Annotated in this window: 18 protein-coding genes and 1 tRNA gene; 12 read left to right on the top strand and 7 right to left on the bottom strand. The window is 63.4% G+C overall.

Annotated elements, in window-relative coordinates; all coding sequences use genetic code 11:
- Window positions 1–114: 114 nt before the first annotated feature.
- The 5 genes from BH683_RS20855 to BH683_RS20840 all read left to right on the top strand — a co-directional run bounded on the left by BH683_RS20855 (window position 115) and on the right by BH683_RS20840 (window position 4,686).
- The gene (locus BH683_RS20855) at window positions 115–1,710 is read left to right on the top strand and encodes an MFS transporter (protein WP_084838168.1); all 1,596 of its coding nucleotides are present in this window, start codon (window positions 115–117) and stop codon (window positions 1,708–1,710) included.
- A 2-nt stretch (window positions 1,711–1,712) separates the two neighbouring features.
- Window positions 1,713–2,168: a MarR family winged helix-turn-helix transcriptional regulator gene (locus tag BH683_RS20850; protein WP_168176666.1), complete on the top strand. Its 456-nt coding sequence runs from the start codon at window positions 1,713–1,715 to the stop codon at window positions 2,166–2,168.
- A gap of 74 nt (window positions 2,169–2,242) precedes the next feature.
- Window positions 2,243–2,316 (top strand) — tRNA-Pro (locus tag BH683_RS20845).
- Between the two features lie 56 nt (window positions 2,317–2,372).
- Complete coding sequence (locus tag BH683_RS28505; RefSeq protein ID WP_143696106.1) at window positions 2,373–3,086, top strand: hypothetical protein; 714 nt, start codon at window positions 2,373–2,375, stop codon at window positions 3,084–3,086.
- Between the two features lie 4 nt (window positions 3,087–3,090).
- A complete protein-coding gene (locus tag BH683_RS20840; RefSeq protein ID WP_084838166.1) occupies window positions 3,091–4,686 on the top strand; it encodes a hypothetical protein in 1,596 nt (531 codons plus the stop codon).
- A 103-nt stretch (window positions 4,687–4,789) separates the two neighbouring features.
- Here the strand turns inward: BH683_RS20840 and BH683_RS20835 are convergent, their stop codons facing one another.
- The 6 genes from BH683_RS20835 to BH683_RS20810 form a co-directional block, all read right to left on the bottom strand.
- Window positions 4,790–6,112 (bottom strand): NAD(P)/FAD-dependent oxidoreductase, encoded by a 1,323-nt coding sequence (locus BH683_RS20835; protein WP_084838165.1) that lies wholly within the window; start codon window positions 6,110–6,112, stop codon window positions 4,790–4,792.
- Window positions 6,113–6,186: 74 nt separating this feature from the next.
- Window positions 6,187–7,005, bottom strand: a complete 819-nt coding sequence (locus BH683_RS20830; RefSeq protein ID WP_084838164.1) for a DNA-formamidopyrimidine glycosylase family protein — start codon at window positions 7,003–7,005, stop codon at window positions 6,187–6,189.
- A 92-nt stretch (window positions 7,006–7,097) separates the two neighbouring features.
- A complete protein-coding gene (locus BH683_RS20825) occupies window positions 7,098–7,433 on the bottom strand; it encodes a hypothetical protein (RefSeq protein WP_143696104.1) in 336 nt (111 codons plus the stop codon).
- A 130-nt stretch (window positions 7,434–7,563) separates the two neighbouring features.
- Complete coding sequence (locus BH683_RS20820) at window positions 7,564–8,280, bottom strand: Clp protease N-terminal domain-containing protein (RefSeq protein WP_084838162.1); 717 nt, start codon at window positions 8,278–8,280, stop codon at window positions 7,564–7,566.
- A gap of 32 nt (window positions 8,281–8,312) precedes the next feature.
- Window positions 8,313–9,350, bottom strand: a complete 1,038-nt coding sequence (locus BH683_RS20815; RefSeq protein ID WP_084838161.1) for a HEAT repeat domain-containing protein — start codon at window positions 9,348–9,350, stop codon at window positions 8,313–8,315.
- A gap of 2 nt (window positions 9,351–9,352) precedes the next feature.
- The gene (locus BH683_RS20810; protein ID WP_210405249.1) at window positions 9,353–10,018 is read right to left on the bottom strand and encodes a HEAT repeat domain-containing protein; all 666 of its coding nucleotides are present in this window, start codon (window positions 10,016–10,018) and stop codon (window positions 9,353–9,355) included.
- A gap of 138 nt (window positions 10,019–10,156) precedes the next feature.
- On the opposite strand from BH683_RS20810, the gene BH683_RS20805 reads away from it, so the two are divergent.
- The 7 genes from BH683_RS20805 to BH683_RS20775 all read left to right on the top strand — a co-directional run bounded on the left by BH683_RS20805 (window position 10,157) and on the right by BH683_RS20775 (window position 18,449).
- Window positions 10,157–11,056 (top strand): alpha/beta hydrolase, encoded by a 900-nt coding sequence (locus tag BH683_RS20805; protein WP_084838159.1) that lies wholly within the window; start codon window positions 10,157–10,159, stop codon window positions 11,054–11,056.
- A 467-nt stretch (window positions 11,057–11,523) separates the two neighbouring features.
- Window positions 11,524–12,324, top strand: coding sequence for a hypothetical protein (locus BH683_RS29175; RefSeq protein WP_168187088.1), 801 nt, complete (start codon window positions 11,524–11,526; stop codon window positions 12,322–12,324).
- 302 nt (window positions 12,325–12,626) lie between these two features.
- On the top strand, window positions 12,627–13,175 hold the full coding sequence (locus BH683_RS20795; protein ID WP_084838157.1) for a VOC family protein: 549 nt from the start codon (window positions 12,627–12,629) through the stop codon (window positions 13,173–13,175).
- 90 nt (window positions 13,176–13,265) lie between these two features.
- Complete coding sequence (locus tag BH683_RS20790; RefSeq protein WP_084838156.1) at window positions 13,266–13,940, top strand: response regulator transcription factor; 675 nt, start codon at window positions 13,266–13,268, stop codon at window positions 13,938–13,940.
- Entirely contained in the window at window positions 13,933–15,294 is a 1,362-nt protein-coding gene (locus tag BH683_RS20785) for an ATP-binding protein (protein WP_084838155.1), read from the top strand. The genes BH683_RS20790 and BH683_RS20785 overlap by 8 nt, the downstream gene beginning before the upstream one ends.
- Before the next feature lie 129 nt (window positions 15,295–15,423).
- A complete protein-coding gene (locus tag BH683_RS20780) occupies window positions 15,424–16,017 on the top strand; it encodes a PepSY domain-containing protein (RefSeq protein WP_143696102.1) in 594 nt (197 codons plus the stop codon).
- A 50-nt stretch (window positions 16,018–16,067) separates the two neighbouring features.
- Window positions 16,068–18,449, top strand: a complete 2,382-nt coding sequence (locus BH683_RS20775) for a Tex family protein (protein ID WP_084838153.1) — start codon at window positions 16,068–16,070, stop codon at window positions 18,447–18,449.
- A 1-nt stretch (window position 18,450) separates the two neighbouring features.
- Here BH683_RS20775 and BH683_RS20770 read toward each other — a convergent pair whose 3' ends face one another.
- Window positions 18,451–19,248, bottom strand: a complete 798-nt coding sequence (locus tag BH683_RS20770; RefSeq protein WP_084838152.1) for an MBL fold metallo-hydrolase — start codon at window positions 19,246–19,248, stop codon at window positions 18,451–18,453.
- Window positions 19,249–19,256 lie beyond the last annotated feature (8 nt).

Here is a 19,256-nt window from a genome sequence, read left to right as displayed (position 1 = left end):
CGACGTCGTCGTACGAACCGGCCATGAGGCCAAACCGCATGCGAATCAAGCCCTTGCCATTGAATCAAGACGTTGATATAAAGTTCTTGCTACTATGCGTCGAGAGGTTTGAGCATGACTGGTTTGGATTCCGCGATCGCGCCTACACGCCGCAACCACGTCGAGGTGAACGTCCTCAGGACCGTGCTGATCGCCTGTGCGGGCCTGTTTGTCGCGTTCGCGCCGATCACGATGCTCTCGGTGTCGCTCAGTTCGATCGCCCGCTCGACAGGGGCCGACACCGCCGGCCTGCAGTGGGTGATCTCTCTGCTCGTCATCCCGATGGCGGCGCTCATCCTGTCGTTCGGTGTGCTGGGGGACCTGTTCGGCCGACGCCGGATCTTTCAGGTCGGTCTGCTCTTGTGTGCGGTCGGTGGCACGACGTCGTTTGCTTCCGGATGGCTTGACGGCTCCTCGTCACTGCATCTGCTCTGGCTCGGCCAGCTGATCTCGGGTATCGGTGCGGCAGCGATCATCCCGTCGAGCCTGGCCCTCATCAGCGCGGCGGAGACCGACTTCCGCAAGCGCAGCCGGTGGATCGGTCTGTGGGCGGCGACCATGGTGCTCTCGCTGGCGGTCGGCGGGTTCGTCGGCGGCGCGGTACTCCAAGTCGCCAGCTGGCACTGGATATTCGTCGTCATCATTCCGCTCGCCCTGATCGTGGGTCTGGTGGCGCAGTGGGCGATGGGCGAATCGTCGGCAGCACACGGCCGGCGTGCCGACCTCCCGGGACAGGTACTGGCCATCGTGGCGATCGTCGGCATCGTGGACGGGGTCATCGAAGGGGGTGCGGGAGGATTCGGGTCACCCCACTCGTGGGTCGCGATAGTGATCGGGCTACTCGCGCTGGGTGGTTTCATCGCGATCGAGCTGCAGACCGACTCGCCGATGCTCGACATGAAGCTGTTCGCCAACCCGGTATTCGCGGTGGCGGCCGGCGCCGCGGCCGTCGCGATGTTCGCCTACCTGGGTCTGGTGTTCCTGCTTTCGATCTTCCTGGGCGGCGCACAACATCTCGACGCCCTCATGATGGCCGGGCGGCTGGTCTTCTTGTTCGTCGCTTGCGCCATCGGCTCTCAACTTGCCGGAGTACTGATCCACCGACTGGGAACGGGCGTGGTGCTGGTGACCGGTCTGGTGGTGTTGGCCCTCGGATTCGTCGTGCTCTCGGGCATGGAGTTGCACTCGTCGCTCTGGGACGTCGGCTGGAGGCTTGCGATCGCGGGCTTCGGCATGGGGATCGTGCTGCCGACCGTCACGTCGGCCGCGGTGAACGCCGTTCCACTGCATCAGGCGGGTATGGCGAGCGCAGGTATCAACGCGATCCGCCAGTTCGGCGGGGCGATGGGTCCTGCGGTCTTCGGTGTGCTCCTCGTGTCGTGGGCCAATACCGCTGCCACTGAGAACATCTCGAAGGTCGCGGACACAGGCGCTCGGCGGGATGGAACGGCGCTGCTCGACGAGTACGGCGTGCAGCGCGGTGGCGCGCTGGCACACAGCGCCGCGCCGGGATCTCCGGTTGCCGAGGCATTCGGCATGGCCCAGACCAGCGCTCTGCACAACACGGCCCTGGTGGCGGCCGCCGTGGCGCTGGTGGTGGCGGTAGTCTCCGGGGCAGTGTTTGCGCGATTGGCCGTCAACGCGCGCAACGTTCGGGCATCGGCGAGGTGATGATGACGCAGGCGTACGGCGATGGGGAATCCACGCCTGATCTCACCTCGTTCGGTTTGCTGGTCAAAGACATCCACCATCTGTCGGTCCGTCGCGCGGATCCGCTGGTCACCCGGATCGGCTTGACGTTCGCCCAGTTCAATCTCCTCAAGGCCATCTCCAGGCAGCCGGGTATCACCGGGGCTGATCTTGCTGTCGTCACGTTGGCCACCCCGCAGGCCGTCGCCCAGTTGTCGGCTCGGATCGAGGAAACCGGATACATCCGTCGCGAGCAGCTCAAGGGCCGGTCGATCGGGCACTACGTGACGGACTCGGGATCGAAGGTGCTCGCCGAAGGCCACGAACTCATGTGGAGTGTCCATCAGAAGACCTTGTCGGTGCTCACCGAGCAAGAAAAGGTCGAGCTCGTTTCGATGCTCGGCCGGTTGCGAGCAAAGCTGATCGAAGACCTGGAGTAGCTCTTCTGCCAGGCGATTTTCGGTGTAGGTGGTGCCTGAGGTAATCTCATGCGGCGGCCGGAAAACAGCCGCAACGGGCTGTGGCGCAGTTTGGTAGCGTGCTTGACTGGGGGTCAAGTGGTCGCAGGTTCAAATCCTGTCAGCCCGACGGTGTGGCCCCAGTAATTCTGGGGTCTGATTTCAGTCAGATGGCTCGGGGGCCTAGTGAGTTCTAGTATCGACGAACACCTCCAAGCTATTGCTGATGCAGGCCGGCGTTGTCGCGAGGCAGCTCTACAAACCCACAGAGCGGATCTTGGCGAGGTCCATCAGGCTGACTCAGACATTGCCCTGTGGCTGAGCCGTCTGTCAGGCCCCACTATCAGTCAGCTTGAAGCGGCGCGTCGGGAACTGGCGCTGGCGGAGTACAGCATCTCATCCGGCCTGTATCGACAGGCATATTCGTCATTGCGGCTCTTTCTTGAACTAAGTTTCGCGTCTATCCATTTCTCGGTTAACGAATTCGAGCGGCGGCAATGGATATCAGACCGCACTGACTTCTCGTGGTCTGGAGCTTTAAGCGCTGATGATGGGGTCTTGTCAAAGCCATTCGTACGCGAGTTTGCTCCACAACTAACTGAAGTGGCGGCCGAGTATTCGCACCATGCTCTTGAAAACTATCGGTATTGTTCGCAATTCGTGCACGGCAAGGACCGAATATCGCGTCAGCTCCCAGAAGCAATAGAACCCGCGCCGGGGCTCGTAATTGATTGGTGTAATCGTGCGACATCTTCGGCGCGCGTCGTTTTGTTTCTTCTATATGTGCGATATGGGCAAGATCTCGAGGCTAATTCGGACTCGGTGCTACAACAGACAATCATCGCCCACTTTGGACACGTACCGGCGGTTCGGCAAGTTCTGCACATGACAGGGGATTGACGGGATGCCGCAGGAATTATTCTATCGGACTGAGGACTTGAAACTCGACGAAGTTCTGAATTATTTTGTCGAGACCACGGGTGACCGCCGAATAATTGACTCGCTAAAAGGTAGAAGTGCTGTTCTGTTGCGAGGCAGCCGCGGCGTGGGAAAATCATTCTTGCTTCGTGTCGCTGAGGCGGAAATGAAGCGAGACTTCGCCAGTGACAAGATTTTACCCGTCTATTTGACATTCGCCCGAGCTGGTCTCATTCGACAGACTGAAGCGGGTTTTCTTCCTTGGATGACCGCCAAAATTACGGCTAGCATCCGGCGTTCTATAACGCTATATGGTCTGGACGTACCTGATAATTCAGCGCTCGCCGAGCTTGCGGGAACTGAACACGTGTCGGCGTCTAAATCATCATTGATGGATAAAGTTGTGGGCGGTTTTGAGCAGTTCTGGAAGAAGGGTGAAGCCCCTGATCGCTCAGGTGTAATTCCTGAGCCCGAAGAAATAAGACAAGCTATCGAGGAGCTATGTGAGGATCTGGATATCTCTCGAATTGCGCTTCTGATCGACGAAGCTGCTCATGTTTTCATTCCAGAACAGCAGCGTCAATTCTTTACGTTGATGAGAGATCTGCGTAGCCCATATCTGTCCGTTAAAGCCGCGGTCTACCCTGGTGCTACCGCGTATGGAGAGTCGTTTCAACCTAGCCACGACGCCACAGTGTTAGACGTAGAGCGTCCGGTTGGTGATTCGACATATTCTGCGGCGATGCGCGAGATAGTGCTTAAGCAAGACCCTGGTCGTAAGAGAGAAATCGAGCAGTACGGCGAAGTCTTTGACACCCTGGCCTTTGCCGCAACAGGAAATCCGAGGATTTTGCTAAAAACGTTATCCCGAAGCACGCCGTTGCGGCGAGGGCTCGTTCAGGAAACTATCAAGGAATACTACCGCGAAGAAATTTGGGCGGAACACTCAACCCTTGCAGAGCGCTATCCTGGACACCGCGGCCTGATCGATTGGGGGCGCAATTTCCTCGAAGCAGACGTTCTGCCGGAGTTGCATGCTAGAAATCAGAGGGACCGAGAAATGTCTTCCGCTGTGTGGATTCATCGAGACGCGCCTAGGGTTGCTCGCGAAGCGTTGCGACTGCTTTGTTATAGCGGAATCTTGCAGGAAGGTGTGTCCGGTATTCGGGCTACGCGAAGCGAGGTTGGCACCCGATACATGGTGAATATCGGGTGCAACCTAGCTCAAGATTCGGACCCAATAGCGTATGGATCGCGCTTGCGGAAGTCGCTAAGTATCAAAAGGATGCAGGAATTTGGGGCGAATCACTTTTCGTATCGGACAATCCAAGATTTTTCTCTTGAGAATCTGGAGCGTGACGGAAATGTAGCGCTCGAGGCCAGGCTTTCCTCCCCTGTGACTGAGCTAGATCTAACGGAATTTCAGCTTGATAAGCTGCGAGAACTCGAACTCAAGACCATTGGCGAGGTCTTGGACTCGAAAGAAGAGACGTTTCAAACGCTCTACTATGTCGGTATCGTTCGTTCTCGACAAATGCGCAACGCAGCGATCACCGCAGTTATTGAGTACCTAAGTGGGTAGTTGCCACTACGCCAAGTCCAAGAATTACGGTTGTTATTTCGACACCGGCGAGTGCGACCGTCTATCGCGACTCAGAATATTTGCGAATTTGAACTGGCTCTAATTAGCCCCATATATCCACGTACGACACCGGGCGACCTAGGATTTGTTCGGCTGTTCGATGTCCTGATTTCACGGCGGCGGTCACGGTCGATGGATCGTCGGTCCAGGTGGCTTCGCCGGACAGGTAGAGCACGTTCTCGATCGGGATGGACAGGTCGTCGTGGTCGCTTCGGTCCGACCCCACCGTCATGTACGAATATGAGCCGCGTGAGTACGGGTCGTCTTGCCAGCGGGTGACGTGCACTCGATCGGGTTCGACGACACGCTCGCCGTACAGCCCGCGGAGTGCGTCGAGGACGGAGTTCGCGATGTGCTCGTCCGACCACGCGCGCGTTTCCCGGGCACAGGGGCCTGCCGCGAATGTCAACAGTGTCGGGGAGCCATGCGCGTCGGACACGTCGTACCAGGAATGCCACCATCGACCGGCCTCACCCTGTTGGCGAATCGCGTAGACGTCGTCGTCCCAGAACTTGTGGGGGAACCGCAGGAAAACCTTCTCGAACGCGTTCATCTCGAGCCTGTCCAAGGCCTGCGAATGGTGTTCGGGCAGTGGCGGATCGATCACGAACTCTGGTGACTTCAGCACCCCGATCGGGATTGTGACCACGATTCGGGCGGCGGAGAACGGGCCATGGCGGGTGTCGGCGGTAGCACCGTCGGGCGTCCACGTCACACGCGTCACCTCATGCTGGAGCCTTACATCGAGTCCCTGGGCCAAATGCGTGGCGAGTTCGTCGTAACCGTCGGGGAACACGACTTCGTCCCCGTCGATCGCATCGTCGTCGAGACCGTGCGCGTCGAGGTCGTCGAGCCACACGCCGAGTTGCTCCTCGGTCCGGTGGCGTAGGAACTCCCGAACTCGCATCGCCCGGTCGTCGTCCCACTTCAATTGGCTGAACGTCGTTTCCACCGCCTCGCCGAAGGAAGTGTGGGGTTCCGATGCGGCGATGGTCGTCGCGAAGTACTCGTTGAACGAGTAGATATCAGACACAAATCGCTCGGTGGTCTCGTCGCTCAGACGGGTTCCGGTGGGGGAGTAATAGGCGATCGGTCGCCCGTCGGGTTGGTAGCTGCCGACGGTGAACTCGACGGTCCGCATGCCGAAGGCGTCGACTGCGTCGGCGACAGGGTTGCCGTCGACACCGTGAATCCAGGACGCGCCCTGGTCGACGACCTCACCGTCGCTGCGCGACGTCCAGACCCGGCCGCCTACCCGGTCACGTGCCTCCAGGACGACGACCTGCTGGCCCTGGCCCGCCAGGATTCGTGCAGCGGTCAGTCCGGCAATCCCTGCGCCGACGATCAGAGTGTCGAAATCTGTCAAGGTCGTTCCGATCTATCGGCAGTTCGTGAATGCGACATGTCCAGCTGGCGCTGACCCCATCGAATCACGACTGGTCACGACTGTTCGCGCGAACACCACCATGTCGTCCGTCCGCCGACGGTCCCACGCGACATCGGGGCGTCACATCGTGGGCACGTGGCGTCCGTCTTGCGGTACGGGATCATCTCGCCGGTGTGGACGCCACCCTTCTTGATCGCGGACCGGATGGCGCGGCGCAGGATCACCCGTAGCTCGTCCAGTTCGTCTGTGGTCAGGGTTTTGGCGCGACGCGACGGTGACAGCTCGCTTTGCCACAACACTTCGTCGGCGAGCAGATTGCCGATGCCGGCGATGGCGGCTTGATCGAGCAGCCTCGCTTTGAGCGGCGCTCCGCTGGAACCGATGCGGTGTCGGAACTCGTCGCGGGTGATCTCCGCGGCGTCGGGGCCGAGGGCGTCGATGTTGGGTTCGAGACGAACCCTGCCGAGGCGTCGCTTGTCGAAGAGGCGAAGTTGACCACCGTCATCGAACGTCATGGCGAACCGCGTCCACTCGGGCTTGTCGGTGTCGCGTTCACCGACGTGGGGATCACCACCGCCATAGCGCGACGTCTGCTCACCATCCGGCGCGGTGACGATGATTCGCCCGCCCATACCGAGATGGATCCCGAGAGTGGGACCGGGTGTCCCGTCCGCGGTCACGGTTTCGCACCACATGGCTTTGCCGCGTCGGCAGGCTTCGGTGAGTTGGCCGCCCTTGAGTGCCCGGGCGATCTCGCCCGGGCGATGCGGGCGGCACTCGAAGGTGTCGGTGTCGTCGATGTCGACGATGACCCGGTTCAGTGCTTTCTCGACGACTTGCCTGGCGTTCTCGACCTCAGGTAGTTCCGGCATTCATCCGGTGTACCCCGTCCTGGCGCGAAGCAACACGGGCGAATCGGGCCGGCGAACGCTCCGCCGTGCGATGAACGGTGGAGTGAGGAGGATCAGCTCGGCTGTAGTCGGCCGAGGCGGGCGCGCAGAGCGGTTACCGGCCTTCGCCTTCCGGAGCCGTGCTTGGACCACGTCCACGGTCGGCCGGATGGCGCCAAGGCCAGGGCCGCTGCGTTGAACACCGAGACGGAGTCGTAAATCTTCGGGAGCGAAGTCATCGTGACACCGGAGCAACCGCCGAGGTTGGCGATCACGAAATCCCAGAAGTCGTGCTCGGGCGGAAACACGACGTGTAAGTGCGATCCTGACGGCGTCGACCTCACTGCGTCCGTGATCTCACCGAGCCATCGATCGTGCGCACCCGACCTCGTCAGCTGCACGATCGTCACGTGCCCGTCCTGCATGTTGTCCCCTCAGCACACCCGGTAGTGACGCTCGTCACGTCATGGTTGACCGTATTGTGCCCTACGCCACACAGTGCCGATGAATTTCCGCAGATGTTGCTATGTCATGTCGAAGTCACCGAGTCGGTGGTGACGTCATCACGTGCGCCTCTGCGGCGACCTTCGTCAGCCCGAGTGCGGATATGGGGCCCTCGCCGTTCTCATACTCCAGCAGGGCGAGCAGGATGTGTTCGGTCCCGGCGTTGTCGGCGCCCAGACGCAGGGCTTCGCGAAAAGTCAGTTCCAGAACCTTCTTGGCCCCCGTGTCGAAAGGAACGAGTGCCGGCATGTCGGTGGCCCTCGCAGGGAACGTGCCTGCCACTGCGGTACGCAGCTCATCGAGATCTACGCCGAGTCCTGAGATGATCCGAACGGCCATCGAGTCGAGGTCGCCGATGAGACCCAGGGTGAGGTGTCCTGTCGTGATCTCGGCGTGCCCGGCCGAGCGCGCTTCTTCCTGTGAGGCGACAACGACGTTCCGGGCGCGCAGCGTGAAACGGTTGAATCCCTGGCTCGGGTCGAGAGCCGGTATCCACGAATCGGCCTTGGTTACAAAGCGCTTTTGCGCCGCCTGCTTGGTGACGCCCATGCTCACTCCGATGTCGGTCCAGGACGCGCCAGAACGTCGCGCTTGATCGACGAAGTGGCCGATCAGGTGATCGGCGATATCGCCGAGATGGTCCGCAGTGAGTACAGCGGTCGACAGCTGTTCGAGCGTATTGGTGTGCACAGTGGTGATGGCTTCGATCAGGTCGTCGAGGCGAACCTGCTTGATCGGTGTGGGGGTCGTCATGCCGTCAACCGTAGGTTGACGGCATGGATTCGTCAACCTTTAGTTGACGAGCCGGGGTGTTTCCGGGTGGACCTCGCGCTCCGGCTGCTCAGCACCGCTCTCGCCGTGTAAGCGACCGCGTGGTCCTCATCCTCGGTGAGTCGCGAGAGTGCGAGATGGGCAGCCACGCCTGGGATCTCCGTCAGTGCCTGGGTCAGGCGAGAACGCACCGGGGGTTCGCTGCTCTCGTCCAGAGCCTCCAGCAGCGCACCGGTCAGTTCGTCAGCGGTCTGCTGAGTCTGCGCGAGAGCGCCCAACGCGTCAGCTGCCTCTACGTCGCGCGAACCCGCGACGATCGCATCGATGAGGGTCGGTGCGGCGCGGATCAAACCTCTCGAACCCAATTCGATGGCCGCCTGACTACGAATGGTGATGTCGTCGTCGGCGAGAGCGAGTTCAAGGAGCGTGGTTGCCTCGGGGCCGTCAATTTTCGCAATGGCCATAGTTGCGCGACGCCGGACGTCGGTATCCGATGACTCGAGTCCGCGCGCCAACGCAGCAACGGCGTCGTTACCCAGCCTCGCCAGCGACCAACCAAGTGCGCCTGCGACGTTCGGGACGACTTCGACGAGGAGCGCGTCTGCGAGCACGTCGGCAGGCGCAGAACCGTCCTCCGTCGCAGAAAATACTGCCTGTTGGCGGCGAGCTGGGCGATCCGACCCCAGATCACGCACGAGTTCGATCAGACCGAGCACGTCGCTCCAGGTGCCCGGGTCGGTGTCGTTCACCTGTTGAAGCCGTTCGAGCAACTCCTGTTCGCGCGCAAGTCTTTCGCGGGTCTGGTCGATGAGCTCGCCGACCAATGCGGTCGGGGTGAAGTCCGGGTCATCGAGAGCCCGTTGGACCTCGCGCAAGGACAACCCCAGCGACCGAAGGCTTTCGACTCGAAAGATTCGGAGTATGTCATCGTTCGAATATTCGCGATATCCGCCGTCGCTACGATCCGTCGGACGCACGAGACCGAGGGAGTCGTAGTGCCGCAGCATGCGGGCGCTGACACCCGTTCGCCGCGAGAGCTCGCCGATCAGCACTGCTACTCGTCCTGCATCGCATTGCCTGCATTGACAATTCGCCTGGCGTCGTCGGCGGTGATGGTGAACTCGCTCTCGGGATCGGCGAGAAGTCGCTCGGTGGCCCTCGCGTGAGCGCGGATGGTGGGATCGTCGCTCGACGTCGCGGTGTTCAAGAGGGGCGGTATCGCATCGCTCAGAGCTATCAATGCGCGACTCAGACTGCGCTTCATGTCGCGATCTCCACGTCCCAGCTCGGTGATCAGTTCGCCCGCGAGATCGATTTCCTCGTCGTGTGGAACCAGGACAACGGCTGTGCGCCAGGCAGCGCGGGCGACCTCGTCGTCGGCGTCGTGCAGCAGGCTTTTCGGAATACTCCGCCACAAGTTCTTGTCCGCGATCTTCGACAGGGTGTGCAGCGACTGACTTCGGGCCTGCGGGGTGTCCGAATGGAGTTCGGTCAGCAGTATCGGAACGGTGAGCTCCCCCGGGTGCCGGGTCAGTGCCCAGGTCAGCATGTCGCGGACGAAGAAGTCCGGTTCAATTGCGCACCGCTCGACCAGCACCTGGACGAAGCTGGGGTGGGGGGTCGTCCCCGCCGCGAGCGCTGCCCTCAGGCGGATCGACGAGTTGGGTGCACTCAGCGCAGTCCGCAATCGGGTGTTCTGGTCGTTGTGTGGCGTGCCGATGGGAACCACCTCCTTGCTGCCAGTCTTGACCTTCTCACTGTGTCAAGGTCAAGCCCGGGGCGCACTATTTCGGCCCCACATGATTGCGGGAGAACTACCATTTCCACGATCACCCTCAGACTGCGGAGGACCGACGCGATGGCAGCTCACTTCGATCTTCCGGCCGGTCGCGTCGCGCAGACGTCCGTAGGCCCCATCGAATACCTCGACATCGGCACCGGGTCACCAGTCCTGTTCGTCCACGGCTCCCCGGGCGGATGCGACCAGGGTGCGCTGATGGCCCGGTTCCTGTCCGATCGGCACCGTGTCGTCTCGGTCTCACGTCCGGGGTATCTCAATACTCCACTCGCGGAGAACAATCGGACCCCGGAGCAGCAAGCGGTGTTGGTGGCAACACTGCTGTCGGAGTTGGACATCGAGCAGTTCGCAGTGGTCTGCTGGTCGGGTGGAGGACCCGCGACCTATGCCCTCGCGGCACTGTATCCGGACCGGATCACCGCGGTTGTAGCGGTCGCGGCCGTGAGCAGCGAGTTCGATCCCGCCGAAACGCTGCGCGGACGTGTCGAACTCGGGGAAGAGAAGATGCTGTTCGGACGGCTCGGCACCTGGTTTGCCACCACCCTGGCCGAGAAAGCGCCGGCTACCGCCGTCTCGACGTTGATGTCGGGTGAAGGCGATCTCACCCGCGCGCAGGCGAAACAACTGACCGCCGAGATCATGGCGGACGACACTCAGCGGACGTTCGCGACCGCACTCTTCGACACCGTGACGGGGCCACGAAAAGACGGCTTCGAGAACGATTTCCACCACTTCAAAGATCTGGACCTGCCGCTGACCGAGGTGCGGGCTCCGGTCCTGTTGATCCACGCCAGAACCGACGCGGACGTGCCGTACGAGCAGAGTGTTCACGCGGCCGGATCGATCGCGAACTCGCGACTCATCACCGTGGACGTCGGCACGCACCTGTCGGCGTGGCTGGGTCCTGACACGACCGAGATCCAGTCGGCGGTCACCGAGCATCTGAGCGCGCGGGGGTAGAAAGCTGGTCGGAAAACGGACTTGCGCGGAACTGGTTCTGGGTTAGATTTGCTCCGGGTCGGACCAACTCTGCTGCAGCAGGTCTCAAAGGGGCGGCATGTCCAGAAGTCGTACGGCAGTCATCGGGATCTCTGCGCTGGCCCTCGCCGGCGGATTTCTGCTCTCCCCGAGTACTGCCACTGCCGCTCCAACTGCCGCGGATTGTGTGCTGAGCCCGGGGCAGAGTTGCACCTACGGGACTCCGGGTGAGCAGGCGACGGTCGTCGTGCCGGCGGGCGTCACCTCGATCGTCGCGGTGGTCACCGGTGCACAGGGTGGGACACCATTGGACAGCCGAGGCCGACCGAACGGCGGTAAAGGCGGCGGCGGCGGTCAAGTCGTTGCGCAATTCACCGTTCAGAACGGAGAACAGTTCAAGCTCTACGTGGGCGGTCGTGATCCGCGGGTCGGCTACACCAAAGGTGGCGGTGGCGGTACAGCGCTGGCCGGCCAAAGTGGGGCGTCCGGTGGTGGGGTCGAGCGCGATCCTTCGCGGCGACCGCCCACTTGTGGTCGCCGGCGGCGGTGGGGGTGGGGGTGGCCGCGGGAACGGGCCGGGCTCCGAACGAAGTATCGGGGGCATCGGTGGGTCCGGCGGTGAAAAGGCGGGCAGCGGTTCCAACGGCGAGGGGTCTTTCAGCGAGGGCACACGACGGGCGAAGCTGTTGTGCTATCCGGGCTTCGGCGGCGGCGGGGGCCGGTCAGGAAGCGGTACCGGAGGGGGAGGGTCCGGGACGGTTCTGAGCGGGGCCGGTGGCGGCGGAGGCGGCGGCTACCGGCATGGCGGTAACGGGGGCTCGGGTGGCGCAGGAAACCTTGGATGCGGAGCGGGCGGCGGGGGCGGTGCCGGTAAGTACACCTACTTCAATGGAACTCGCAACGGCGGCAACGGCGGCTCTGCCGGTTTCGGTCCGGGCAAAGCGGGTGCTCAGGGCGGCCAGCGCGGCGACGCCGACGGCGGCGCAGGGGCCAACGCACCCCGGGATCGCGGCGGCAACGGAGCAGATGGCTCCCGCGTTCCCGTGGTCGGCAGCGGTGGCGGCGGCGGTGGCGGTGGCGGCTATCAGCACGGCGGCGACGGCGGACACAGCCCGGGTTCGATCGGTGGTGGTGGCGGTGGTGGCGCCGGGGAGTCCTATCACGATGCGGGACGCGTGGCCGGGGAGTCCTATCAACCGAGTGCCCGCGAGGGTGACGGCTTCATCGTCATCATTCACCGGACCGGCTGAGATGTGAGGCGCAGTGAACACGCTGTGCGCCGCGGGTGATCAGGAATCAAGAAGCTTTGGAGTTGCAGCAACAATAGGGTCATCTACATGACCAACCCGAAGCTGTCCCTGGACATCCTGACCCTTGCCGTACCCACGATCGATGATGCACGTTCGTTCTACTCGTCGACTTTTTCGCTGCCGGACACGTCGCTGGATCTGCACGGTGCGGGTGATCTGGTCCTTGAAGCCGCCGTGACATCGGGTGCTGTAACTGACTTCCAGGGCTTGTCATCAGCTACATCGTCGATCAGCCCAGCGAGGTGGAGTCTCTGCTCGCTGCTGCTGCCGCGGCAGGCGGGGAGGTCCTCAAGCCCGCGAAAAAGGGATTCTTCGGCGGATTCACCGCAGTCTTCCGCGCACCCGACGGGGCGATCTGGAAGCTCGCCACCGACAAGAAGAAGGACTCCGGCCCGGCCGCGGTGCCCCCGAAACCCACCGAGACCGTCTGCATCCTGGGCGTCGACGACCCGAAAGCATCAAAGTCGTTCTATACCGCGCTGGGAATGACGGTTGATCGCGACTACGGCAAGAAGTTCATCGACTTCACGTTCGACGCGGGCGCCTCGAGGCTGGGTCTACTGCGCCGCTCGGAGTTGGCGAAAGACGCGGGTGTGTCGGATGCCGATAGCGGGGGCGGCACGTCGGTGTTGGTGAGCCGCCAGCTGTCCCGTGAGGATGTCGACGGATTGTTGACTGCAGCGACCGCGGCGGGAGGTCAGATATCCGCACCGGCCTCCGCAGTCGAAGGCGGGTACGCGGGACGGTTCACCGACCCGGACGGATTCACTTGGAAGGTCACGACCTTCTGACCCGAACGACCTTCAGCTGAGGTTCAGCGAAGCTCCGAGACACTATCCTGGAACACCCGTATACACACTCGACGTTCGAAGGGGATCGGTATCCGCGTCCTTGTGGTCGACGACGAAGCCGGCCTGCTGCGGGCCATCGCAGCCGGTTTGGAGGCCGAGGGCTTCGCGGTCGACACCGCGACCAACGGCACCGACGGCCTGTGGCTGGCCCAGGAGAACGACTATGCGGTGATCGTGCTCGACATCATGCTTCCGGGGATGAACGGCTACCAGATCTGCGCGCAGCTGCGGTCAGCGCAGAACTGGACGCCGGTCATCATGCTCACCGCAAAGGACGGTGATCTCGACCAGGTCGAGGCTCTCGACACCGGAGCCGACGACTACCTCACCAAACCGTTCTCGTTTCCGGTGCTCTTGGCGAGGCTCCGGGCCCTGATCCGTCGCGGCGGTGGAGAGCGACCCACGGTGCTCACCGTGGGTGATCTGATGATCGATCCGGCGGCCAAACGTGTGTCCCGCGGTGACACTGCGATCGACCTCACCACGCGAGAGTTCAGTGTTCTCGAGTTCCTGGTGTCGAAGAAAGACGCAGTGGTGTCGAAATCGGAGATCCTGGGTGCTGTCTGGGACTTCGACTTCGACGGCGACCCCAACATCGTCGAGGTCTATATTCGCCATCTGCGCAACAAGATTGATCGGCCATTCGGTCGGTCGTCGATCGAGACGATGCGCGGTGCGGGCTACCGGGTGGTCGACGATGCCTGACAAGAGCCGGCGGCGCCTGAAGTCGGTGCGCGCTCGCATCACCCTCATCGCCACCGCAGTCGTGGCGGTTGTACTCGTCGTCGGGGGAATTGCGTTCGTCATGATCCTCTCTGCCTCGCTACGGGACTCCGCCGAATCAGCCGCTGACAGTGAGGCTTCTCGCTACGAGACGATCGTCGACCAAGCGGGCGGGCCGACGCAGGCCGCTGCCGCATTGGCCGACATGGACGGATACGCGCAGTTGATCTCAGCTGGCCGAGTCGTCGGCGCGACCGATGAACTCGAGGGGGCTGCGCCGCTCGTGACCACAAACCTCGATGACCCCACTGCCGTGACGGTCGTCGAGTCCGATGGTGACGAGGGTGACCGGCTGGTCATCGTGACGACAGAACGCGATGACGGAACAGTGTTGGTGGCGGGCGTCGACGACGAGACCCGCGCCGATGCCGTAGACGCCACCCGCACGCTGCTCTTCTTCGCGGTGCCGGTCGTTGTCCTCCTCGTTGGTCTGACGTGCTGGATCGTGGTCGGCCGTGCGTTGCGGCCGGTCGAGCGTTTGCGTCGTGAAGCCGAACAGGTCACCGCCGCTGATCTGAGTCGGCGCGTCGAAGTCCCGGGCTCGGGCGATGAGGTAGACCGGCTGGCATCGACCCTCAACGGCATGCTCGGCAGGCTGGAGACGTCGCAGGTGCGCCAGCGCCGTTTCGTCTCGGACGCATCGCACGAATTGCGTTCGCCCATCAGCTCGTTGCGTCAGAACGCGGAGGTCGCACTGTCGTATCCCGGCCAGATCTCGCCGGACGAGTTCGCCGCGACAGTGAAGGCCGAGTCCGAGCGAATGGGTGGCTTGGTCGACAGCTTGCTGCTGCTTGCCCGCGCCGACGAGGCGACTCTGCACCTGACTGTGCGCGACGCTGATCTCGACGACGCGGCACTCCGCGAGGTCAGCCGTGTTCGCGCCGATGCAGCTGAGTTGGTCGTCGACGGGTCGAAGATCACAGCTGCTCGGGTCCGAGGCGACGAGGCGATGCTCGGACGTGCCATACGCAACCTGGTCGACAATGCCGTGCGACACGCAAGCGAGAAAGTCGCGATCTCGACGCAGGTGGTGGATGGCCGCGAACCGGTCGCCCTGGTTGCCGTGGAGGACGACGGCGCCGGTGTGCCGGAGGGTGACCGTGAGCGCATCTTCGAACGCTTTGTGCGCCTGGATGAATCACGTGCGCGCGATGCCGGTGGCGCGGGTCTAGGGCTTGCGATCGTCGCCGAAATTGCTGCGGCGCATGAGGGTTCGGTGCGGGTGGTCGACAGTGCCCTCGGTGGGGCACGATTCGAGATCAGACTGCCCATGTGAGAGCCGACCGTGTACTTGTTGCGGCATCGCCCATGTGAGTTTCGCGACAACTACACGCTGGGTGGTTTCAGGCTGGGTTCAGCGACTGCGCGAGAAGGTGATGCCAACCCCAACGAGAAGGAGCATCACATGCCCAAGAAGACCATCGTCATCGCCGGAGTCGCCAGTGCAGCAATCTTGGCTCTCGGTGGCACCGGCATCGCCTACGCGGTGACGGACGGTTTCGGCGGATCAGATGACCTGAGCGGCAACGATCTGGATCGGGCCACCGGCGCCGCCATCGCCGAGGTCGGTGGGGGATCGGTCACCAGCGCCGACAGGGACGACGACGGCGGCATCACCACCTACGACCTCGACGTCATCGGCTCAGACGGGGTCGAGTACGAGATCACCCTCGATGAAGGCTTCAAGGTGTTGAAGGTCGACCGCGATGACGACGATGCTGCGCCGACGAACGGCGAGCAGGCCGCGCCTGCCGCGGCGCCCACACCCGCACCGCCGGTCGCCGCGCCGGTGGATCCCGATGACCTCGTCGGCGACGAGCTTCAGCGAGCATCGGATGCCGCCATCGCAGCTGCCGGTGGCGGAACGGTGACCGACGCGGAACGCAGCGACGACCCAGGCCACGCGTTCGACGTCGAGGTGCGCCTGGCCGATGGTTCCGAGGTCGACGTAGATCTCGACGAGAACTTCGGTGTCCTGTCCACCGACACCGGTCGCTGACCACAGCAGGGTGTCTCTGACTGTCAGCAACCTTCGGTAGGGTTCACCGGGTGAATTCGATCGCAGCTGTGAAGTCCGTGAATGCCCGTATCGCCGAGGAACTGTCTGTCGCAGAATCGCAGGTGGCGGCCGCTGTTCGACTCCTCGACGAGGGGTCGACGGTGCCGTTCATCGCGCGGTATCGCAAGGAGGTCACCGGCAGCCTCGACGACGCTCAGCTGCGGTTGCTCGATGAGCGCCTGCGCTATCTGCGCGAACTCGACGAGCGTCGCACTGCGGTCCTGGCGTCCATCGAGGAACAAGGCAAGCTGACCGATGAGCTGAAGGCCGCGCTGAACGCTGCGGAGACCAAGTCTCGGGTCGAGGACATCTACCTGCCGTACAAGCCCAAGCGCCGGACCAAGGCGCAGATCGCCCGGGAGAACGGCCTCGAGCCGCTCGCAGACCGGCTCCTCGCAGACCCGTCGCTGATTCCTGAGGAAGTGGCGGCCGAATACGTCGCCGGTGAGGTCCCGGATGCCGACAAGGCACTCGAGGGCGCGCGCCACATCCTGATCGAGCGGGTCTCGGAAGATGCCGAACTGGTCGGTGCCGTACGCGAGAAGTTCTGGGCGGAGGGCGCACTGCGGACGCAACCACGCACCGAAGAAGTAGGGAAAAGCGCTGCAGCGCAGAAGTTCCGCGACTACTTCGACTTCTCGGAACCACTCGAGAAGATGCCGTCCCATCGCGTGCTGGCCGTGATGCGCGGTGAGAAAGAAGAAGTGCTGTCACTGAGCCTCGACGGCGGCGAGGACGAGGCCTACCAGGCGATGGTGGCGCAGACCCTCGGTGTCGACACCACGCAGGCCGGCCCGGCCACCCCCTGGTTGCTGGGCACCGCCCGGTTGGCATGGCGAGCGAAACTGATGATCACCGCAACGCTGGACGCCCGAGTGCGTCTGCGCAAACGCGCCGAAGACGATGCGGTCGCCGTGTTCGCCGAGAACCTCGGCGACCTGCTGCTGGCCGCTCCCGCCGGGGCCCGCACCACCCTCGGCCTCGACCCGGGTTTCCGCACAGGTGTGAAGGTTGCGGTGGTCGATGGCACGGGCAAGGTCCTCGACACCGCGGTGATCTACCCCCACCAGCCACAGAAGCAGTGGGACGCCGCACGTGCGACCCTGGGCGCGCTCGTCGCCCGCCACGGGATCGAGCTGATCGCCGTCGGGAACGGGACAGCCTCCCGGGAGACCGATGCCCTCGCCACAGAGTTGATCGCCGACGTCCAGAAGTCCGGCGGCACCCTCACCAAGGCCATGGTCAGCGAGGCAGGCGCGTCGGTGTACTCGGCCTCGGAGTATGCCTCCCGCGAGTTCCCGGACATGGACGTCTCACTACGCGGCGCGGTCTCCATCGCCCGTCGCCTCCAGGACCCCCTGGCTGAGCTGGTCAAGATCGAACCGAAGTCGATCGGTGTCGGTCAGTATCAGCACGACGTGACGCCGGGTGTGCTCGCCCGCAGCCTGGACGCGGTCGTCGAAGATGCCGTGAACGCGGTGGGCGTCGACCTCAACACCGCCTCCGTGCCGTTGCTGGCCCGGGTCTCCGGGGTGACCACGACGCTGGCCGAGGCCATCGTGGCGCATCGCGACAGCACCGGACCCTTCACGAGCCGCAAAGCCCTCTTGAAGGTTCCGCGTCTGGGGCCCAAGGCCTTCGAGCAGTGCGCAGGCTTTCTGCGCATCCGAGAGGGCGACGACCCGCTGGACGCCTCTGGCGTACACCCGGAGGCCTATCCGGTAGTTCGGAAGATCCTCGACCGCTCGGGGGTATCGCTGGCCGAACTCATCGGCAACGAGCGGACACTGCGGACGCTGCGGCCGGCCGAGTTCGCCGATGATCGCTTCGGCGTTCCGACAGTCACCGACATCCTCGCCGAACTGGAGAAGCCGGGCCGCGACCCGCGACCGGCGTTTGCCACTGCCACCTTCGCCGCGGGTGTCGAGAAGGTCGCCGACCTCAAGGCCGGCATGGTGCTCGAAGGTGTGGTCACCAACGTCGCCGCTTTCGGCGCATTTGTCGATGTCGGCGTCCACCAGGACGGACTGGTGCACGTCTCTGCCATGGCGAACAAATTCGTGTCCGACCCACATGAGGTCGTGAAGTCAGGGCAGGTCGTCCGGGTCAAGGTCATGGAGGTCGACGTCGATCGGCAGCGAATCGGTCTGTCGCTGCGGCTCGATGACGAACCCGGTGTGGGCAAGGCCAAACCGGAACAGAGGCCGAACAATTCAGGCCAGCGTCCAGGTAAACGCCCCGAAGGCCGCAACCAACCGAACCAGCGCATTCAACCCCGGCGGGACAACAACTCCGGACGTAAACCGTCCGCTGCACCCGCTGCGAACGGCTCACTCGCACAGGCGCTGCGCGACGCGGGATTCGGCAAGTAGCTCACATGTCGAGCGCGTCACCGGGTGCGATCTCGGTGGCGCGCACTCCGGCCCGGCGGGCAACGGCGACGAACTCCCCGCCGGGCCCGAAAAATCGATCGGGCTTGATCAGGCCGAGCCCGATCGGCCACAGTGTTCCGAAGTGGATCGGCACCACATGCCGCGCGGACACCTCTTGCGCTGCACGCACGGCCCGCGCCGGATCCATATGTCCGACACCGAGAGTGGGCCCCCACCCGCCTACAGGTAGCAAGGCCAGATCGACATCGGAGACCCAGTCGCGCAAAGCAGGGTAGAGGTCGGTGTCGCCGGCGAAGTAGGTGCGCTGGTCGCCGGTGATCACGTAGCCCAAAGCAGAGGTGGTGGCAGGGCCACGCCGCCACCGACGGCCGTCGTGGTCTGCGGGCACCGCTCGGATGGTTACGGCCCCGATGGGGACCTCATCGCCGGCGCGCACCTCGATCAGCCGGTCACCGACTCCGCGCAGTGACGGGAGTGCGTCGGGAGCTCCGGCCGGCACCACGATCGGCACGTCCTGGGACAGCAGACGCAGCGACCGCAGATGCGTGTGGTCGGCGTGCAGATGCGACAGCACCACTGCGTCGGGTGTGTGTACTTCTGCGCCTGACGGGTTCGGCCCACGTCGACGCCGTAGATGCGCAACCCGCGAGGTGAGGACCGGGTCGGTGAGCACTACGGTTCCACGATCTCTGATCAGAACACTCGCGTGTCCGAGCCAGCGAACCGCGGGCCGCGCAGGGATGCTGTCTGCGTCGTTGTCCCTGGATATGGCGGCCATGGGCACTA

It is taken from the genome of Williamsia sp. 1138, from assembly GCF_002095435.2.
Lineage (GTDB): Bacteria > Actinomycetota > Actinomycetes > Mycobacteriales > Mycobacteriaceae > Williamsia.
This window is presented reverse-complemented; position numbering and strand designations above follow the sequence as displayed.

Excerpts from the sequence above, each read along its gene's own strand:
- BH683_RS20850 (WP_168176666.1), top strand. The coding sequence starts at position 1,713 with ATGACGCAGGCGTACGGCGATGGGGAATCCACGCCTGATCTCACCTCG.
- BH683_RS20770 (WP_084838152.1), bottom strand. The coding sequence starts at position 19,248 with ATGGCCGCCATATCCAGGGACAACGACGCAGACAGCATCCCTGCGCGG.
- BH683_RS20785 (WP_084838155.1), top strand. The coding sequence starts at position 13,933 with ATGCCTGACAAGAGCCGGCGGCGCCTGAAGTCGGTGCGCGCTCGCATC.
- BH683_RS20830 (WP_084838164.1), bottom strand. The coding sequence starts at position 7,005 with ATGCCGGAACTACCTGAGGTCGAGAACGCCAGGCAAGTCGTCGAGAAA.
- BH683_RS20780 (WP_143696102.1), top strand. The coding sequence starts at position 15,424 with ATGCCCAAGAAGACCATCGTCATCGCCGGAGTCGCCAGTGCAGCAATC.
- BH683_RS20840 (WP_084838166.1), top strand. The coding sequence starts at position 3,091 with ATGCCGCAGGAATTATTCTATCGGACTGAGGACTTGAAACTCGACGAA.
- BH683_RS20820 (WP_084838162.1), bottom strand. The coding sequence starts at position 8,280 with ATGACGACCCCCACACCGATCAAGCAGGTTCGCCTCGACGACCTGATC.
- BH683_RS20805 (WP_084838159.1), top strand. The coding sequence starts at position 10,157 with ATGGCAGCTCACTTCGATCTTCCGGCCGGTCGCGTCGCGCAGACGTCC.
- BH683_RS20855 (WP_084838168.1), top strand. The coding sequence starts at position 115 with ATGACTGGTTTGGATTCCGCGATCGCGCCTACACGCCGCAACCACGTC.